We start from the raw sequence: 16726 nt of genomic DNA, 5'->3' as shown, positions 1-16726 counted from the left end.
TCGCGCTGGGGGTCAGGCCGGGTTCGGGGCGCTGCCGCTCCGGTCGGCGGAGCGGCCGTCGCGGCCGCCCGACCGCCGGGTGGGCGGGGGCAGCGGCCCCGAGCGTCGCCTGGCGCGGGAGGTCCTGCTGGTCGATGCGGTGTCGGGGGTGGTGACGTCGACGGTGGTGGTGACCGGGTGCGCGGCGTCGTCGCCGGAGCGCGGGTCGGGGCGGATGGTGCGGCCGCGGGCCGGCTCCCGCCGGTCCGGGTCGAGCGGGGTGCGCCGGTGTCGCAGCGGCACCAGCAGCCACACGGTGAGGAAGAGCAGCCCGGTGCCGATGCCCGCGGGCACCGCCGCGATCATGCCGATCACGGCCGCGACGATCAGCACCACCACCGCGGTGAGCGCGAGGCCGAGCAGGACCAGCCCGACCAGCGCGCAGCGGTGCGCCGCCGAGACGACGTCCTCCAGCCGCCTGCGCCGGAACAGCACGCGGTGCCAGGCGACCGGAGCGACGAGCACGACCGTCGCCGTCATGGCGAAGGTGACCGCGGCCAGGTAGATGCCGCGCTCGGCGGCGCCGAGCTCCTCGAAGCCGTCCTGGAAGGGCAGGATCAGCAGCAGGCCGGTGAGCAGCTGGACGCCGGTCTGCAGCACCCGCAGCTCCTGGAGCAGCTGGCCGAAGTTGCGGTCCAGCCGCTCGGTGGGGGTCTCGCCGCGGGCCTGCCAGTTCCAGGCGTCGCCCTCGGGATCGCCGGTCCGGTCGCCGCGTGGTCGCGGACCACCCTCGTTTCCGGTCATGGCCGTCACTGCTCCTGCCCGTGTGCTCGCCTTCGGTGCTACCCCGTTCCCCGGCGTTCATTCGGGCCGGGCGGCCACCGCACACGGGAAGCGGGTACCGGAGCCGAGGCCCCGGTACCCGCCGGTCGTGCGTCCTGGCTCAGCCCGCTTCGGGGCGCCAGGTGGCGACGGCCCAGATGACCACCACGTCCAGCGCGATGACCAGCAGCGACCACGCCGGGTAGTACGGCAGCCAGAGGAAGTTGCTCACGATCGAGAGCGCCGCGAGCCCGATCGCGGTGATCCTGGCCCAGGTGGCGCCGGTCATCAGCCCGACCGCCGCGATGCCGAGCAGCACGCCGAGCACGATGTGGATCCAGCCCCAGGTGGTGGTGTCGAGCGAGTACACGTAGTCCGGGCCGACCACGAACAGCGAATCGTCCGCGACCGCCGAGATGCCCTGCAGCACCGAGAGCACGGCGACGGCGAGCAGCAGTATCGAGGCCGCGATCGATGTCGCCGCCGCGAAGCCCTGGCGGACGGGGTGTCCGGTTTCGCCTGCGTGTGTCATGGGAGACCCCTCTCGTCGGGTGGGTGTTCGGTGTCGCCGAATCTCCTCCCCCGACCCGCCGGGCACATCACCCGATTCGGGTGAGTTCTATTGCTACCAGCGGAAACGGGGTATCTTCACTTTTCGAGGAACGATTTGCCCGGAAGTAGCTCGATGGACCGTCCGAGGAGGCGGCATGGTGCTCTCGACCCGGATCGGCACGGTCGGTTCGCGCACGATCGCGCGGCCCGCGCTGGTCGCGGCGATCGAGGCGGCGGTCCGGCCGGGCGCGGCGCGGGTACTGGTGCTGAGCGCCCCCGCGGGCAGCGGCCGCACCTCGGTGCTCACCGCGTGGGCCGAGCAGAGCCGATTCGCGGTCGCGCTGCTGACCGTCACCCCGGAGCGCGCGGCGGTGACCGCCTTCGCCGGTGTGCTGGCGGCGCGGCTCGGCCTGCCCGACCCCACCGCCGGGCAGCGCACCCCGGCGAGCGCGCTCACCGCGCTGCTCGCCGCCAGGCCCGACGATGCCCCGCACACCGTGCTCGTCATCGACGACGTGCACCTGATCGACGACCCGCTGGTGCTGGCCGGGCTGGAGCAGTTCCTCCGGCTGGCGCCGCCGACCCTGGTCACCGTGCTCTCCGGGCGCTTCGACCCGCCGCTGCGCTGGCACACCATGCCGGACCAGCGCATGCGCCGCTTCGGCGCGGACCGGCTCGCCTTCACCGAGGCCGAGGCGGCGCTGGTCTGCGCGGCGCAGGGCTGCCCGCCGGAGCCCGCCGAGCTGGACGCGATCATGCGGCTCACCCGCGGCTGGCCCGCGCTGGTCCGGATCGCCGCGCTCTACCTGGACGCCTACCCCGGCGATCGGAGCGCCGCGCTGGCGGTGCTGGCCAGGCCGGCCGCCGCGGTCTCCGACTTCCTGATCGGCGAGCTGCTCGACTCGCTGCCCGCCGCGGTGCGCGACTTCCTGGTGCTGACCAGCGTGCCGGAGGAGTTCACCGAGCCGCTGGCCGCGCTGCTGGCCGGGCCGGACACCGGCGACCTGCTCGACCGGCTGGAGCGGCTCGGCTTCCCGCTCACCCGCACCGGCGCGGCGGGCACGCTCTGGTACCGCTACCACCCGCTGCTGCGCGCCTTCCTGCTGGCCGAGGTGAACCGGCTGGGCCGGGAGCGCGCGGCCGGGCTGCGCCTGGTGACCGCGCAGTGGCTGCAGGCGGCCGGGCTGAGCTCGGCCGCGCTGCCGCACCTGCTCGCCCAGCCGGACGACGAGCCGATCCGCGGCTACCTGCGCACCAGCGGCCCCGCGGTGGTGCTCGCCGGCGACGGCCCGAGCCTGCTGACCCCGCTGACCAGGGAGCGGCCACTGCTCGCCGACGACCCGTTCGTCTGGGCGCTGCGCGCGGTGGACGCGCTGGTGCGCGGCGAGAACGCGAACGCCGTCGCCTACCTCGACGTGCTCGCCACCAGGAGCGGGACCCCGTCGTTCGCGCCGCCCGGCTGGGTGGCCGCGCTGGCGGGGGCCGCCGGGCTGGAGGCGGCGCTGGTCAACGCGGGCGCGCGGAGCCCGGGCGCGGAGCCGCCGAGCACCGCGCACCCGGACATCGACGGCTACGCGGCGGTGCAGTGGGCGACGCTGGCGGTGCTCGACGGCGGCCGGGAGCGCGGCGAGGAGCTGTTGCGCCGCGCGCTCACCCTGGCCGAGAGCACCGGGCAGCCGCGGCTGGTGGTGCGCGCGGCCACCCGGCTCGCCATGGCCGCCGGGCTCGCCGACGATCTCGGCGGGATGCGGCGGCGGGCCGGGTACGCGCTGGACTGCGCGGCACGGCACGGCGTCCCCGAGGTGACCGACGTCGCCCAGGCGCGCGCCATGCTCGCCTTCTCCGGGTACCTGCGCGGGGCGGAGCAGGGCGGGGCGGCGCTGGACGGGGTGCTCGCGATGCGGCCGGACGCGGCCGGGGTGGCGGATCCGGTGGCGGGCAGCCACGCGCTGGTGCTGGGGTTGCTGATGCGCTGCGGACAGGCCGACGATCGGTACGCGGCGGTGACCGCGCTGCGCGAGCAGCTGCTCGCGCTGCTCGACCGGCACCCGCGCCCGGCGGTGGTGAGCGGGCTGGTGCGGCACGCCGTGTGGGAGCTGCTCGCGGTGCACGAGCCGGTGGCCGCGCGCGGCCTGCTCGACCGCGCGCGCGAGCGGCTCGGGGAGCTGCCGGACGTGGCGGTCGGGGCTGCGGCGCTCGCGCACGCGGCCGGGCGGCCGAAGGCGGTGCGGTCGCTGCTGGAGCCGATCGCCGGGACGGCCGTGCCGCGGGTGACCGGGGTGACGGCGCTGCTGCTGCTCGCCGCCGCGCACCGGGCCACCGGGATGCAGGCGCGCGCCCGCGGCTGCCTGGAGTCGGCGGTCGAGCTCGCCGAGCCGGAGCACCTGGTCCGGCCGTTCCTCGAGGTGCCGGGGGTGATCGGGATGCTGGACGAGACGGCGGGGTGTTTCGGGCACCGGGACCCCTTCGTGGCGGCGGTGCGCGGGCACGCGGCCGGTGGGCGCGGGCGGGCGGAGCACGGCCTCACCGAGACCGAGTGGCAGGTGCTCGCCCGGCTGCCCTCCGGGCGGACGGCGGGTGAGATCGCCGCCGACCTCGGCATCTCGGTGAACACCGTGAAGACGCATCTGCGCGGCATCTACACCAAGCTGCACGCGCACTCGCGCACCGGCGCGCTGGATCGGGCGCGGCACCTGGGGCTGCTCTGACGAGCGCTGCCGCAGCCGCCCGTGCCGACCGCGGCCGCGGCACGAGCGCGCCGGCCGGCGGTGCGCGTCAGGCTGCGCGGCGGCGGTGCGCGTCAGGCCGCGCGGCGCGCCCGGTCGCGGTCGCGGAGGAGGCGGATCACCGCCCGTTCGACGACATCGCGGCGGGCGTCCTCGTCCTTCTGCTTCTCCGCACGCGGCAGCGCGTTGGCGATGGTGTCGCCGTTCTCCCAGGCGCGCACCACGCGCGGGTCGACATAGGACTCGCGGGCGACGGTCGGGGTGTTGCCGAGCGCCTCGGCGACCGCCTCGTAGACCTCCTTGCGCACCCGCTTGCGGCCGCGCTCGGAGTCGGGGCGGCCGAGCGCGGCGAAGGTAACCGCGGCCAGCACCGTGCCCTGCCAGGTGCGCAGGTCCTTGGCGCTGCACTCGCAGTCGGCGAGCTCCTTGAAGCGGGCGTTGATGTCGTCGGCGTGCAGCTCGCGGTAGGCGTCGCCCTGCCGGTAGACGAGCAGCCGGTCCGAGCCGGAGCGGCTGCGGCGCAGCGAGCGCACCGCCCGCGCCAGCCGCGCGTCGGTGACCCGGACCCGGCGGTGCACCCCGCTCTTGGCGATGTAGTCGAAGAGCATGGCGTCGCCGCTCACCGTCACCTGCTCGCGCAGCAGGGTGGCGACGCCGCGGGTGCCGTTCTCCTCCGCGTACTCCTCGCCGCCGACCCGGAAGACCCCGCGGTCGAGCAGGTCGACGGCGACCGCCTCCACCCGGCGCCGCGGCAGCCCGCTCAGCCCCAGGTCGGCGTGGACCCGCTCGCGCACCGTCGGCAGCTTCGCGGCCAGCGTGAGCACCCGGTCGAACTTCTCCTCGTCCCGCGCCGAGCGCCAGCGCTCGTGGTAGAGGTACTGCTTGCGCCCGGCCGCGTCGGTGCCGACGGCCTGGATGTGGCCGTTCGGGTGCGCGCTGATCCACACGTTCTTCCAGGCGGGCGGGATCACCAGCGCGCGGATGCGCTCGACGTCCTCCGGGTCGGCCGGGCCGCCGTCGGCGGTGTGGTACGAGAAGCCCTTGCCGCGACGCACCCGTCGCAGGCCGGGCCCGCTGGGGTCGCTCCGTCGTAACCGCATACCTGCGGATACCTTCACCGCGCCCGCTCATTCCTGCTATTCCGGTGGTGAGCGCCGCGGTTTCCGGCTCGGGGGCCCGGGTACAGCGAGCACACTCGACGAGAGGGGGCCGGCCATGGCCGCTCGCGGAAAGGCGCCGGGTGCGGCGCAATTCGTGCCCGAGGGCGCCGGGCTGCCGGAGCTGCGCGCGGCCGCGGCCGGGTGCAGGGGGTGCGAGCTCCACCGGGACGCCACGCAGACGGTGTTCGGCGAGGGGCCGGCGCATGCCGCGGTGTTGCTGATCGGCGAGCAGCCGGGCGATCAGGAGGACCGGAGCGGGCACCCGTTCGTCGGGCCCGCGGGCGCGCTGCTGAACCGGGCGCTGGACGAGGCGGGCATCGACCGGGACGGCTGCTACCTCACCAACGCGGTCAAACACTTCCGCTTCACCGAGCGCGGCAAGCGGCGGATCCACAAACAGCCGGGCCGCACCGAGATCGTGGCCTGTGCGCCCTGGCTCGCCGCCGAGCTGCGCGCGGTGCGGCCGCGGCTGGTGCTCTGCCTCGGCGCCATCGCGGCGCAGGCGGTGCTCGGCACCGGGTTCCGGGTGAGCGAGCGGCGCGGCGAGCTCATCGAGCTGCCGGAGCACGCGGTGCTCGCCACGGTGCACCCGTCGGCGGTGCTGCGCGCGCCGGACCGGGCGGCCGCGTACCGCGAGTTCACCGCCGACCTCGGCCGGGCACGGACGGCGCTGGAGGCTCTGTCACGATGAACCGGTGAGCGAGACTCCCGACCCCGAGGTGGTGGAGCTGGCCGGCCGGATCTTCGACCTGGCCCGGACCGGCGCGGCGGCGCGACTCGCCGGCTACCTGGATGCCGGGGTGCCGGTCGATCTCAGCAACGATCGCGGGGACACCCTCGTCATGCTGGCCGCCTACCACGGGCACGTCGACGCGGTCCGGGTGCTGCTGGAGCGGGGTGCCGACCCGGACCTGGCCAACGATCGCGGGCAGACGCCGCTGGCCGGAGCCGTGTTCAAAGGCGAAACCGAGGTGGTGCGGGCGCTGGTCGCCCGCGGGGCGGACCCGGACGCCGGGAGCCCGTCGGCGCGCGCGGCGGCGACCATGTTCGGGCAGGCCGAGCTGCTCGAGCTGTTCGGCTGAGGGCCCGCCTCACCACCCGGCGGCGCGGACCGCGGCCACCGCCTTGCGGGCGGCGACCAGCACCGGATCCCAGACCGGCGAGTAGGGCGGGGCGTAGCCGAGGTCGAGGGTGGTCATCTGCTCGACCGTCATCCGGGCGGTCAGCGCGACGGCGGCGATGTCGACCCGCTTGCCCGCGCCCTCCCGACCCACGATCTGGGTGCCGAGCAACCGGCCGGTGCGCCGCTCGGCCAGCATCTTCACCGTCATCGGAGTGGCGTCCGGGTAGTACCCGGCCCGGCTGGTCGACTCGATGGTGACGCTCACGAACTGCAACCCGGCCGCGGTGGCGTCCGCCTCGCGCAGCCCGGTCCTGGCGACCTCCAGCGCGCAGACCTTGCTCACCGCGGTGCCGACCACGCCGGGGAAGGTCGCGTACCCGCCGCCGACCCCGGTGCCGATGATCTGCCCGTGCTTGTTGGCGTGCGTGCCGAGCGCGATGTGCCGCAGCCGCCCGGACACCAGGTCGAGCACCTCGACGCAGTCGCCGCCGGCCCAGATGTCGGTGTGGCCGCGCACCCGCATGGCCAGGTCGGTGAGGAGCCCGCCCTCCGCCCCCAGCGGCAGCCCGGCCGCGGCCGCCAGCTCGGTGGCCGGGCGCACGCCGAGGCCGAGCACGACCACGTCGGCCGGGTACTCGCCGTCGGCCGTCCCGACCGCGCGCACCCGGCCGTCGGGGGCGGTGTGGATCGCGGTCACGTCGGCGTGGTTGACGACGGTGATGCCCATGCCGTCCATCGCCTCGCGCACCAGCGCGCCCATGTCCGGGTCGAGGGTGGACATGGGCTCGGCGCCGCGGTGCAGCATGGTCACCCGGTAGCCGCGCTGGATGAGCGCCTCCGCCATCTCGACGCCGATGTACCCGGCGCCGATCACCACCGCGTCGCCGGACTCCTGGCCGGTCAGGGTGTCGATGAGCGCCTGCCCGTCGTCCAGGGTCTGCACGCCGTGCACGCCGGGGGCGTCGATGCCTGGCAGCGGCGGGCGCACCGGCCTGGCGCCGGTGGCGATGACGAGTTTGTCGTATCCGGTCCAGGATTCCGTGCCGCCGTCGTCGCGGACCAGCACCCGGTGGCCCGCGGGGTCCAGCTCCAGCACCTCGTGGCCGAAGCGCAGGTCGATGTCGCGCTCGCGGTGCTCCGCCGGGGTCCTGGCGATCAGCTCGTCCCGCTCGAGCACCGCGCCGCCGACCCAGTACGGGATGCCGCAGGCCGAATACGAGGCGAAATGCCCGCGCTCGAAGACCACGATCTCCAGCTCGCCCGCGTCCTTCAGCCGCCGTGCCTGCGACGCCGCGGCCATTCCGGTCGCGTCCCCGCCGATCACCACCAGTCGCTCGCTCATGGGCGTCACGGTACGCCCGGCGGGTGTCCGGACCGGCCCGCGATGCCGCGACCACCGCGCCCGCGCCTAGTACGGTGGAGCGGGCCACCGCGCGCGATCGGGGCCCGGCGCGAGACCAGGAAAGGGTGGCGACATGACCGAGTCGTATTCGCAATGGTACGAACGCCATTCGCCGCCCGGGAAGATCCTCGCCACGCAATACACCAGCGCCGAGCCGATCCGCTACAACGGCAGCCTGGTCTACCCCATGTACTCCGAGGAGTTCGGGGCGCCCGGCGCGCGGCTGGCGATGACAGCACTTTCCGCCGCGCCGCCCGCCGGATTGCGCGGCTGGGGCATCGGGCTCTCCGTGCTCGACGGGCACGTCCGCTTCGACGGCAGGCGGCTCGGCGGCATCGACGTCTGGGGCGACGCGCTCGCGACCGGGCTCAGCGTCGAGCTCGCCGGTAACTCCGCCGAGGCGCTCTTCACCCTCACCCCGGTCTGGGTGGACGACCGCGGCGTGCAGAAGTCCTGGGAGGGGAACTACGGCATCCTCGTCGAGCACCTGCCCGACGGGCGCGTCACGCTCTGGTGCAGCGTCGGCGAGGGGCCGCCGAACTTCGCCAACCTCGTGGTCGAGATCGCCACCACCGCGCTCGACGCCGAGCCCGCCGCACCGCGGGAGAACGAGGCGCAGCTACTCGACGACCAGTACGTCACGCTGCCCGTTCGCTACCGGGCCGAGCGGCCGGACGGTGGACGGGTCGTGCTCGTCGACACCGGCGCCGTGCCCGAGGTGAAGGGGGAGGTCGCGCGGCGTGCAGGCGGGTGGGTGAGCAGGCGGGACTACGCGCCGCCCGCGGACGGGTCGGCGGGGCGGTGGGATCGGCAGGCGCCGGAGGATGCCCCCGTCCGGCGGCCCAGCGGGGAGTTGCCGCCGGTTCCCGAGGGGCTCGGGGAGGAGGCGCCGTTCGGGCCGGGGGTCCGTTCGGAAGGGGTTGTGGTCGAGGAGCCGCGGGCGGCGAACACCGGCTCAGGACAGCGGGGCGTCGGCGAGCAGGCTCCGGCCGACGGGGTGCGTAGTGAGCACGCGGGACCGGCTCGGTCCGCGGATGAGCCGGCGCGCGGCGGAGGCCGAGCCGAGCGGCCGGTGGAATCCGGTGCGGAGGTTGCGGAGCAGAGCCGTGCGAGCGGGTCCAAGCGGGCGGCCGACGCGCGGAGCCGAGCGGCGCAAATCGTCCGGCGGAACGACGGGCCGGATCGAGCGGCGGGATCCGAGCGGCGGGCAGGCGAGCTCGACCGGGCGGCGGGATCCGAGCGGCGGGGTCGCGAGCCGGAACGGACGGCAGGGTCCGTCCGGCGGAACGACGAGCCGGACCGGACGCCGGGATCCGAGCGGCGGAACAACGAGCCGGACCGGATGGCGGGACCCGAGCGGCGGGGTCGCGAGCCGGAACGGACGGCAGGATCCGAGCGGCGGAACGACGAGCCCGACCGGACGCCGGGACCCGAGCGGCGGAACGACGAGCCCGACCGGACGGCAGGATCTGGGCAACAGGCCGACGGATCGGGCCGACCGGCGGCATCCGAGCGCCGGGTCGGCGAGCCGGACCGGACGGCAGGGCCCGGGCGGCCGGGCGACGAGCCGGGTCGGGATCAGCCGCGAAAGGACGGGCAACCGCCCGCGCGGACCGGCGGCCAGCATGCGCTGCCGACGCGAGCGGGGCGGCGGCCGGACATCCGCGAGTCGCGGTACGGGCAGCGGCCGACAGCGGCGGGCGAGAAGCTGACCGGGCGGCACGGGCAGGCCAGGCAGAACCGGCCGACGTCGACCGGTGCCCAGCCGAGTGCGGCCGGGGCGAACCTGGCGGCCGGGCTGCACGGCATGCGCGGTGACGAGTCGGACCAGCGGCGGCAGAGTTTCGCCGCGCGGTTGCAGGCGCTGCGCGGGGAGCGGCCGGCGCCGACCCAGCCGCATCGGCACGGAGTGCGGGAACCAGGCGACGATGCTCGCGCCGGGAGCGCGGATCGCTCCGGCGGAGCGCCGGGCGGAACTCCGGAGGCGGGGTCGAACGGTTCGCCCCCGCGAACCCCGAAAGCGGGAACGAGCAGCGCGGCCGGCCCAACTCCGGCAGCGGAGCCGAGTGACGCTCCCGGCCCAACTCCGGCAGCGGAACTGAGCAGCGCAGCCGGCCCAACTCCGGCAGCGGAGCCGAGCAGCGCAGCCGGCCCAACCCCGGCAGCGGAACCGAGTGACGCAATCCGCCCAACCCCGGCAGCGGAACCGAGTGACGCGCGCCGAACCTCGGCGGCGGGACCGAGCAGCGCGACTGTGCGGGCCACGGAAACCGGAGTACGCGGCGCGGCGCCGCGAAACCCGGAGGCAGGGTCGGGAGTGACGCCCGATGGGCACCCGCGCGGCTCGGGTGGCCTGCCGCGGCGCGGCGGAGGCGCCGCTGCGGATGCTCGCGCGCCGGGCGCGCAGGGCACAGCCCCTGCCGACCGGCTCGGCGGCCCACGTCGGCTTGTCCCGGCGGAGAGCGCCGCCGATGGTCGCGGCGAAGGCACGCTCGACCGTCCTGCGCCGGTTACCGGTCGGCGCGGGACGGACCATCGACCCGCGAGCACGACAGCGTCCAGCAGCGACGAGCGACCGGAAAAGGCCGCCCTCGGCGCCGACGCTGCCGGAGAGCAGGTCGACTCCCGGCCACGCGAGGTCGCACCGCACGGCACAGTGACGTCGCGCATCGGCGCTCGACCGGATGTGGTCGCGGGCGGCACAACCGCGCCGCCGATCGGCCCATCGCCGCGCGAAGTCGCACCGAGCGGCTCGGTGACACCACGCCTCGGCGGGCGTGCGGAAGATGGCGCTCCCAACGCCGGTGGGTCGGCGTCGCGCCCCGGTGAGCGGCCGGCTCAAACCCCGCCCGAAGCCGGGACGACCGCGCCTCGCCCCGGAGAACAGCCGCACCTCAGCACAACTGGGCTGCCCCCGGGAGAACCGAGGCAGGCCACGTCCGGGGGCACAACTGCGGCCCCTCCGGCAGGAGAACCGAGGCAAGCCACTCCCGCGAGCACAACTGCGGCACCTCCGGCAGGAGAACCGAGGCAAGCCACTCCCGCGAGCACAACTGCGGCACCTCCGGCAGGAGAACCGAGGCAAGCCACTCCCGCGAGCACAACTGCGGCACCTCCGGGAGGACAGCCGAGGCAGGCCGCTCCCGGAGGCACCGCGCTACCTCCGAGGGCGCAGCCGGAGCGGCGCACGCCCGGGGCCGGCACGAATGCGGCACGCGCCGACGGGCGGCAGCGAGAGACCGCACCCGGAGACGACACCACCGCGCCGCGCAACGGAATGCGCTCGAACCAGGCCGCGCCCGATGCGGGCACCCCTCGCGCCGGTAGGCGGCCGGAGCCGACCGCGCCCGCTGCCGGCGTGGTTGCCCCCCGCTCCGAGAAGCGGTCACAAGAGGTCGCGCCCGAGGGCGATGCGGTCGTGCCGCACGGCATTGTGCGGTCGCACGAGGCGAGTACGGCTACGCCGCCGGCGAGAAGGCAGCCGAGTGGGACCGTGCCGGACGGCCAGGCGAACGGGCCGCGCGCCGGAGCACTCCCGAAGCGGACCGCGCCCGATGCGGGTGCACCGGCCTCGCGCGACGGAAGGCCCCCGGAGCGGGCCACCCCCGGGGTCGAAACGGCGACCCCGCGCACGGAGCGTCGGGCGCAGAATTCCGCGCCCGACGTCGGTGCAGCGGCGTCGCGCAGCTACGGACCGCCCGAGGCGGCCGGCTCGGGCACGGACGGAGCCACCCCGCGCGCCGGTCAGCGGGTGCACGGAGTCGCGCCGGGGAACGGCGCGGCCGCGCCGCGCGGCGGTACGCAGCCGCACGAGGCGAACACGGCAACGTCTCGCGCGGACGGGCAGGCCGAGCGTGACGCGGGGCCGGCCGGGCGGGGTCTGGAGACGCGACAGGAGGCGAGCGCGCCGGCCGACCGGCAGGCGCCGCAGGTGGCCGATCAAAACGTGGCGCTGCGCGTCGACCGCAATGTGCCGCAGCGAGCGGACCAGAACACAGCACAGCAAGCCGGGCGCGATACGCCGCAGCGAGCGGACCAGGACGCAGCGCTGAGCGCCGACCTCGACGCACCGCGGCGAGGGGACCAGAACGCGGCACAGCGAGCCGACCTCGACGCACCGCGGCGAGGGGACCAGAACGCGGCACAGCGAGCCGACCTCGACGCACGGCAGCGAGGGGACCAGGACGCAGCACAGCAAGCCGACCTCGACGCACCGCGGCGAGCGGACGTGAGCGCAGATCCGGGAGAACCGCGAGCCGCCGGGCCGGACGCACCTCGGCAAGCGGGCGGCGCACCCGAGGCGGAACCGACCGGGTTCGGCGGCTGGAGCGCGGCAACGCTCCAGCACAACCCCGACACCCTCCCTCCGCGCCGCAGCGTCTACGGCCCTCCGCCGGTACCGCGCGGCCAGGGCGGGATAATCGGTGACCCCGGTTACCGCGGCGCCCTGTACGACCTCGGCCTCGCCATGTACCGCCGCGGCGACACCGAGTCCGCACGCGGCCTGCTGACCCAGGCCGCCGAGGCGGGGCACGTCGCCGCCGCCTACGACCTCGGCTCGATCCTGCGCGACGAGGGCGACCGGGCCGGCGCGGAGGCGTGGTGGCGGGCCGCGGCCGCGCACGGTGAGTCGCGTGCGGCGGCGAGTCTGAAGGAACTGCGCGAGGACTGACCGGAGCCCGACCGGACGGCAGCAGCGCCTTAGCCGGCGGCAGCGGCAGCGCCCGCACCAGCGGCAGCACCCCAGCGGCAGCACCCCAGCGGCAGCACCCCAGCGGCAGCACCCCAGCGGCAGCGCTCCGCTTCAGCGGCGGAGCCCTGCGCGAACAACGGAGCTCGCCCGCGCAGCGGTGAAAACCCATGGCGCGAGAAAGGCCCGGCGCGGTACCGTCCCCGGCATGGGAGCCAGCCCCGGCGAGTTCAGCGCGGTCGTGAGCGCGCGTTCGGTGCCGTCCGCACGCCCGCGCCACGCCGCCTAGGCCCGCCGGCGCACCGCACTCCCCTTTCCCGAACGGCCTGAAGCAGGCCGTCGAAGCCGTGCCCGGCATGGGTCAGGCGCCATCACCCGGTTCCCGATTCGCCTTCTGCCGAAGGATCCCATGCCTCGCCATTCCCGGCCGGCGCGCGTCCGCGCCCGGCTGTCCCAGAATTTCCTCGTCGACCCCGCGGCGGTGCGCGCGATCGTTCGCGCCGCCGAGCTGACGCCCGCCGATCTCGTGCTCGAACCCGGCCCGGGCGCGGGTGCGCTCACCGGGGCGCTGCTCCGCGCGGCGGACCGGGTGCGCGCCTACGAGCTGGACCCGCACCACGCGGAACGGCTCCGTGCCCGCTACCGCGATCACCCGCGAATTACCATCCAGCACAGCGACTTCCGAACGACAGAGCCACCGGATGAGCCGTTCGCGGTGGTGGCGAACATCCCGTTCGCGGCGAGCACCGACATCCTGCGCTGGTGCCTCGACGCCCCCGCGTTGACCGGGGCCACCCTGCTCACCCAGCGCGAGTTCGCGCGCAAGCACAGCGGCGACTACGGCCGCTGGTCCCGGCTGGCGATCACGCACTGGCCGCGGACGGCGCTGGCGCTCGGGCCGCGGGTGGGCCGGGACAGCTTCTACCCGGTTCCCGCCGTGGACGCGGCGGTACTGCTCGTACGCCGCCGCGGCCGGCCGCTGCTTCCGGCGGAGCGCCTGGCGAGCTACCGGCGCCTGGTCCACCTCGGCTTCGCGGGCGCGGGCGGCTCGTTCGGCGCCTCCCTCGCCCGCGAGCACCCCCGGGCGCGGGTTCGGAGTGCCTGCGGGACAGCGGGACTCGATCCGGACACCCCGGTGGGGCTGGTCACGCCCGCCCAGTGGCTCACCGTCTTCCGAGCCCTGTGAACGAACTCGAGCCGCCACCCGGAGGGGGTGGCGGCTCGAGTCGGCGGTGGAAACTCAGGTGTTCACGACGACGAGCGGGTAGACCCCGTTCTCGTCGTGCACCTCCTGCCCGGTGACCGGCGGGTTGAACACGCACAGCATGCGCAGCCGGGTGTGCGCCTCCAGCCGGTGCTTCTCGTGCCCGTTCAGCAGGTACATCGAGCCGGGGCCGAGCTCGTAGGTGACGTCGTTGTCCAGGTCGTGCAGCGTCCCCTCGCCCTCGGTCAGCCAGACGGCCTCGATGTGGTTGAGGTAGTGGAAGACGTGCGTCGAGCCCGCCTCGATGGTGGTCTCGTGGAAACTGAACCCGACGCCGTCGCCGCCGAGCACGATGCGCTTGCTGCGCCAGCCCTCGCCTGCCACGTCACGCTCGGTCCCGGTGATCTCCTCGGTGGTTCGCACGATCATGCTCATCCTCCCATCACGTTGTCGACGGCCGCGCCGAGCCGGGCGAGGCCCTCGGTGAGTTCGTCGCTGGTCAGGGTCAGCGGCGGCAGCAGCTTGACGACCTCGTCCATGGAGCCCGAGGTCTCCACCAGCAGGCCGCGTTCGAACGCCGCCTGGCCGACCTTCCCGGCCTGGCCCGGATCATCGAAGACCAGGCCGTGCACCATACCGCGGCCGCGGGTGGAGAGCCCGGGGAAGCGCTCGGTGAGCTTGCCCAGCTCGGCGGCGACCACGTCGCCGTTGGCCAGCGTCGCCCGCTCCAGCGTGTCGTCGCTCCAGTAGTGCCGCAGCGCGGCGGTCGCGGTGACGAAGGCCGGGTTGTTGCCGCGGAAGGTGCCGTTGTGCTCGCCCGGATTCCACTGGTCGTGCTCGGGCTTGAAGAGCACGAGCGCCATCGGCAGGCCGTAGCCGCCGATCGACTTGGAGAGCGTCACGATGTCCGGGGTGATGCCCGCGGTCTCGAAGGAGAAGAACGGGCCGGTGCGGCCGCAGCCCATCTGCACGTCGTCGACGATCAGCAGGATGCCGCGCGCGGAGCACAGCTCGGCCAGGTGCCGCAGCCACTCCGGGCGGGCCAGGTTCACGCCGCCCTCGCCCTGCACGGTCTCGACGATCACCGCGGCCGGGCGGTCGAAGCCGGACGAGGTGTCGTCCAGCACCCGCTCCATCCACTGGAAGTCGGCGGTGGTGTTGTCGAAGTAGCCGTCGTAGGGCATCGGGGTGGCGTGCACCAGCGGCACGCCGGCACCGGCCCGCTTGGCCGCGTTGCCGGTGACCGAGAGCGCGCCGAGCGTCATGCCGTGGAAGGCGTTGGTGAAGCTCAGGATGGTCTTGCGGCCGGTGATCTTGCGGGCCAGCTTGAGCGCGGCCTCGACGGCGTTGGCGCCGGTCGGGCCGGGGAACTGCACCTTGTAGTCCAGCCCGCGCGGGACGAGCAGGGTGTCCCGGATGGTGACGAGCAGCTCGCGCTTGGCCGCGGTGGACATGTCCAGGCCGTGGGTGATTCCGTCGCTCGCGATGTAATCGAGCAGCGGCTTCTTGAGCAGGTCGTTGTTGTGGCCGTAGTTCAGCGCGCCCGCGCCGGCGAAGAAGTCGAGGAAGTCCCTGCCCTCCTCGTCCTTGAGCCAGGCGCCCTTGGCGGTGGTGAAGAGCGTCGGCCAGGAGCGGCAGTAGCCCCGGACATTGGACTCGAGGCTCTCGAACACGGTGGTCTCGGCAGTGATCATCGGTGCTCCTCCGGGGTGCTGGGGGCGATCGTGTACAGGTCTTCGGCCTCGTGGTCGTCGGGGAAGGCCGATGGGTCGAACAGCGGGCGCTTGATCATCTCCGCGCCGCGCTTGCGGGCGACCGAGCCGAACATCGCGATCGACGCCTCGTTGTCCGGGGAGACCGTGGTCTCCAGGACCGAGACGCCCGCGGCGGCGGTGTCGTCGAGCAGTTTGTGCAGCAGCGCGGTCCCGGTGCCCCGGCCGCGCTGCGACGGGTCGACCGCCACCTGCCAGACGAAGACGGTGTCCGGCGCCTTGGGGCGGACGAAGCCGATCACGAAGCCGACCACCTCGCCGTCGACCTCGGCGACCACCGAGGTGGCCGGGAAATCACGGCACCAGAGCAGGTAGGCGTAGCTCGAGTTGGCGTCGAGCACCTGGGAGTCCTTGGCGATCCGCCAGATCTGCGCGGCGTCGCCCACGCGGGGCGCCCGCAGCACGGTCCGGCCGCGCTCGGTGTCGCGCACGGTCGGCGGGGACAGGGTTGGCGTTGACATACATCTCCCTCGTCGGGTTCGTGTACTCGTCCAGGCTTGCGAAGGATCGGTGAGCTGAACCGGTCGAGTCGTTGGCAATTCCGTGCGTTCAGTGCTGGAGATCCAGGCGGTAGCCGAGGCCGCGCACGGTGACGACGACCTTCGGGTCGGAGGGGTCGCGCTCGATCTTGGTGCGCAGTCTCCGCATGTGGACGTCGACGATCCGCTCGTCGCCGTAGAAGCCGCGCTCCCAGACGTTCGCCAGCAGGGTCTGCCTGCTGAGCACGCGCCCCGGGGTCTCGGCGAGCTCGCAGAGCAGGCGGAACTCGGTCAGCGTCAGGTGCAGCTCCGTCTCGCCCCTGCGCACCGCGCCCGCGGCGGGCGCGAGCACCAGCGGCTGCTCGGGATCGGCGTCGAGCACCAGCTCCCTGGCGCCGGAGCGCTCCGCGGCGTAACCGGCCCTGCGGCACAGCGCACGCATGCGGGCCGTCATCTCCCTGATCTCGAACGGCTTCGCCAGGAAGTCGTCCGCACCGGCCTCGAGCGCGGCCACCACGTCGTTGGTTCCGTCGCGGGCACCGACCACGATGATCGGGACGTCGTGGTCCCTGCGGATCGCACGGATGCAGTCGAAGCCCTGGGTCTCGTCCGCCATCAGGTCGACGATCATGACATCTGGTACGCCGTTGGTACGCAGTTGGTCGAGCGCGGTACCCACTTCCCCGGCCTCGGCGACGTTGTAGCCTTCGTCCTCCATAGCCAGGCGCAGTGCGTCCCGCCCCCGGGTGTCGTCCTCGACGATCATCAATCTCGCGCTCACTACCATCCCTCTGCCGACAGGCACGGAACCGCCGTG

13 protein-coding genes are annotated in these 16726 nt (G+C 74.5%); 5 read left to right on the top strand and 8 right to left on the bottom strand.

Translation table 11 applies throughout. From position 1 onward, the window contains the following. Positions 1 to 12: 12 nt before the first annotated feature. Together LTT61_RS28215 and LTT61_RS28210 are read right to left on the bottom strand one after the other, a co-directional pair. Positions 13 to 783 (bottom strand): DUF6328 family protein, encoded by a 771-nt coding sequence (locus LTT61_RS28215; RefSeq protein ID WP_332909211.1) that lies wholly within the window; start codon positions 781 to 783, stop codon positions 13 to 15. Positions 784 to 922: 139 nt separating this feature from the next. Then, complete coding sequence (locus LTT61_RS28210; protein ID WP_233017038.1) at positions 923 to 1333, bottom strand: DUF7144 family membrane protein; 411 nt, start codon at positions 1331 to 1333, stop codon at positions 923 to 925. 175 nt (positions 1334 to 1508) lie between these two features. On the opposite strand from LTT61_RS28210, the gene LTT61_RS28205 reads away from it, so the two are divergent. Further along, positions 1509 to 4061, top strand: coding sequence for a LuxR C-terminal-related transcriptional regulator (locus LTT61_RS28205; protein ID WP_233017037.1), 2553 nt, complete (start codon positions 1509 to 1511; stop codon positions 4059 to 4061). A 92-nt stretch (positions 4062 to 4153) separates the two neighbouring features. On the opposite strand, the gene LTT61_RS28200 is transcribed toward LTT61_RS28205, so the two are convergent. Further along, entirely contained in the window at positions 4154 to 5179 is a 1026-nt protein-coding gene (locus tag LTT61_RS28200) for a DNA topoisomerase IB (RefSeq protein WP_233017036.1), read from the bottom strand. Positions 5180 to 5294: 115 nt separating this feature from the next. Here LTT61_RS28200 and LTT61_RS28195 point away from each other — a divergent pair, with 115 nt between their 5' ends. Together LTT61_RS28195 and LTT61_RS28190 are read left to right on the top strand one after the other, a co-directional pair. After that, positions 5295 to 5930, top strand: coding sequence for a UdgX family uracil-DNA binding protein (locus LTT61_RS28195; RefSeq protein ID WP_233017035.1), 636 nt, complete (start codon positions 5295 to 5297; stop codon positions 5928 to 5930). A 4-nt stretch (positions 5931 to 5934) separates the two neighbouring features. After that, complete coding sequence (locus LTT61_RS28190; protein ID WP_233017034.1) at positions 5935 to 6321, top strand: ankyrin repeat domain-containing protein; 387 nt, start codon at positions 5935 to 5937, stop codon at positions 6319 to 6321. 9 nt (positions 6322 to 6330) lie between these two features. On the opposite strand, the gene LTT61_RS28185 is transcribed toward LTT61_RS28190, so the two are convergent. Next, positions 6331 to 7704: an FAD-dependent oxidoreductase gene (locus LTT61_RS28185; RefSeq protein WP_233017033.1), complete on the bottom strand. Its 1374-nt coding sequence runs from the start codon at positions 7702 to 7704 to the stop codon at positions 6331 to 6333. Positions 7705 to 7837: 133 nt separating this feature from the next. Here LTT61_RS28185 and LTT61_RS28180 point away from each other — a divergent pair, with 133 nt between their 5' ends. Both LTT61_RS28180 and erm read left to right on the top strand, forming a co-directional pair. Next, on the top strand, positions 7838 to 12436 hold the full coding sequence (locus tag LTT61_RS28180; RefSeq protein ID WP_233017032.1) for a hypothetical protein: 4599 nt from the start codon (positions 7838 to 7840) through the stop codon (positions 12434 to 12436). Between the two features lie 427 nt (positions 12437 to 12863). Next, positions 12864 to 13640: a 23S ribosomal RNA methyltransferase Erm gene (erm, locus tag LTT61_RS28175; RefSeq protein ID WP_233017031.1), complete on the top strand. Its 777-nt coding sequence runs from the start codon at positions 12864 to 12866 to the stop codon at positions 13638 to 13640. A gap of 54 nt (positions 13641 to 13694) precedes the next feature. Here the strand turns inward: erm and LTT61_RS28170 are convergent, their stop codons facing one another. The 4 genes from LTT61_RS28170 to LTT61_RS28155 form a co-directional block, all read right to left on the bottom strand. Beyond that, positions 13695 to 14087 (bottom strand): ectoine synthase, encoded by a 393-nt coding sequence (locus tag LTT61_RS28170; RefSeq protein WP_233017030.1) that lies wholly within the window; start codon positions 14085 to 14087, stop codon positions 13695 to 13697. 2 nt (positions 14088 to 14089) lie between these two features. Next, positions 14090 to 15352: a diaminobutyrate--2-oxoglutarate transaminase gene (ectB, locus tag LTT61_RS28165; RefSeq protein WP_233017029.1), complete on the bottom strand. Its 1263-nt coding sequence runs from the start codon at positions 15350 to 15352 to the stop codon at positions 14090 to 14092. After that, the gene (ectA, locus tag LTT61_RS28160) at positions 15349 to 15891 is read right to left on the bottom strand and encodes a diaminobutyrate acetyltransferase (protein WP_233017028.1); all 543 of its coding nucleotides are present in this window, start codon (positions 15889 to 15891) and stop codon (positions 15349 to 15351) included. Before ectA ends, ectB begins: the two co-directional genes overlap by 4 nt. 88 nt (positions 15892 to 15979) lie before the next feature. Beyond that, positions 15980 to 16690, bottom strand: coding sequence for a response regulator transcription factor (locus LTT61_RS28155; RefSeq protein WP_233017027.1), 711 nt, complete (start codon positions 16688 to 16690; stop codon positions 15980 to 15982). Between the last annotated feature and the right edge of the window lie 36 nt (positions 16691 to 16726).

Source organism: Nocardia asteroides, assembly GCF_021183625.1.
Lineage (GTDB): Bacteria > Actinomycetota > Actinomycetes > Mycobacteriales > Mycobacteriaceae > Nocardia > Nocardia asteroides_A.
This window is presented reverse-complemented; position numbering and strand designations above follow the sequence as displayed.

What these genes read in the sequence shown, in the direction of transcription:
- LTT61_RS28210 (WP_233017038.1), bottom strand. Translation starts at nt 1,333, where the DNA reads ATGACACACGCAGGCGAAACCGGACACCCCGTCCGCCAGGGCTTCGCG.
- LTT61_RS28180 (WP_233017032.1), top strand. Translation starts at nt 7,838, where the DNA reads ATGACCGAGTCGTATTCGCAATGGTACGAACGCCATTCGCCGCCCGGG.
- LTT61_RS28170 (WP_233017030.1), bottom strand. Translation starts at nt 14,087, where the DNA reads ATGATCGTGCGAACCACCGAGGAGATCACCGGGACCGAGCGTGACGTG.
- LTT61_RS28200 (WP_233017036.1), bottom strand. Translation starts at nt 5,179, where the DNA reads ATGCGGTTACGACGGAGCGACCCCAGCGGGCCCGGCCTGCGACGGGTG.
- ectA (WP_233017028.1), bottom strand. Translation starts at nt 15,891, where the DNA reads ATGTCAACGCCAACCCTGTCCCCGCCGACCGTGCGCGACACCGAGCGC.
- LTT61_RS28205 (WP_233017037.1), top strand. Translation starts at nt 1,509, where the DNA reads ATGGTGCTCTCGACCCGGATCGGCACGGTCGGTTCGCGCACGATCGCG.
- erm (WP_233017031.1), top strand. Translation starts at nt 12,864, where the DNA reads ATGCCTCGCCATTCCCGGCCGGCGCGCGTCCGCGCCCGGCTGTCCCAG.
- LTT61_RS28215 (WP_332909211.1), bottom strand. Translation starts at nt 783, where the DNA reads ATGACCGGAAACGAGGGTGGTCCGCGACCACGCGGCGACCGGACCGGC.
- LTT61_RS28185 (WP_233017033.1), bottom strand. Translation starts at nt 7,704, where the DNA reads ATGAGCGAGCGACTGGTGGTGATCGGCGGGGACGCGACCGGAATGGCC.
- LTT61_RS28195 (WP_233017035.1), top strand. Translation starts at nt 5,295, where the DNA reads ATGGCCGCTCGCGGAAAGGCGCCGGGTGCGGCGCAATTCGTGCCCGAG.
- ectB (WP_233017029.1), bottom strand. Translation starts at nt 15,352, where the DNA reads ATGATCACTGCCGAGACCACCGTGTTCGAGAGCCTCGAGTCCAATGTC.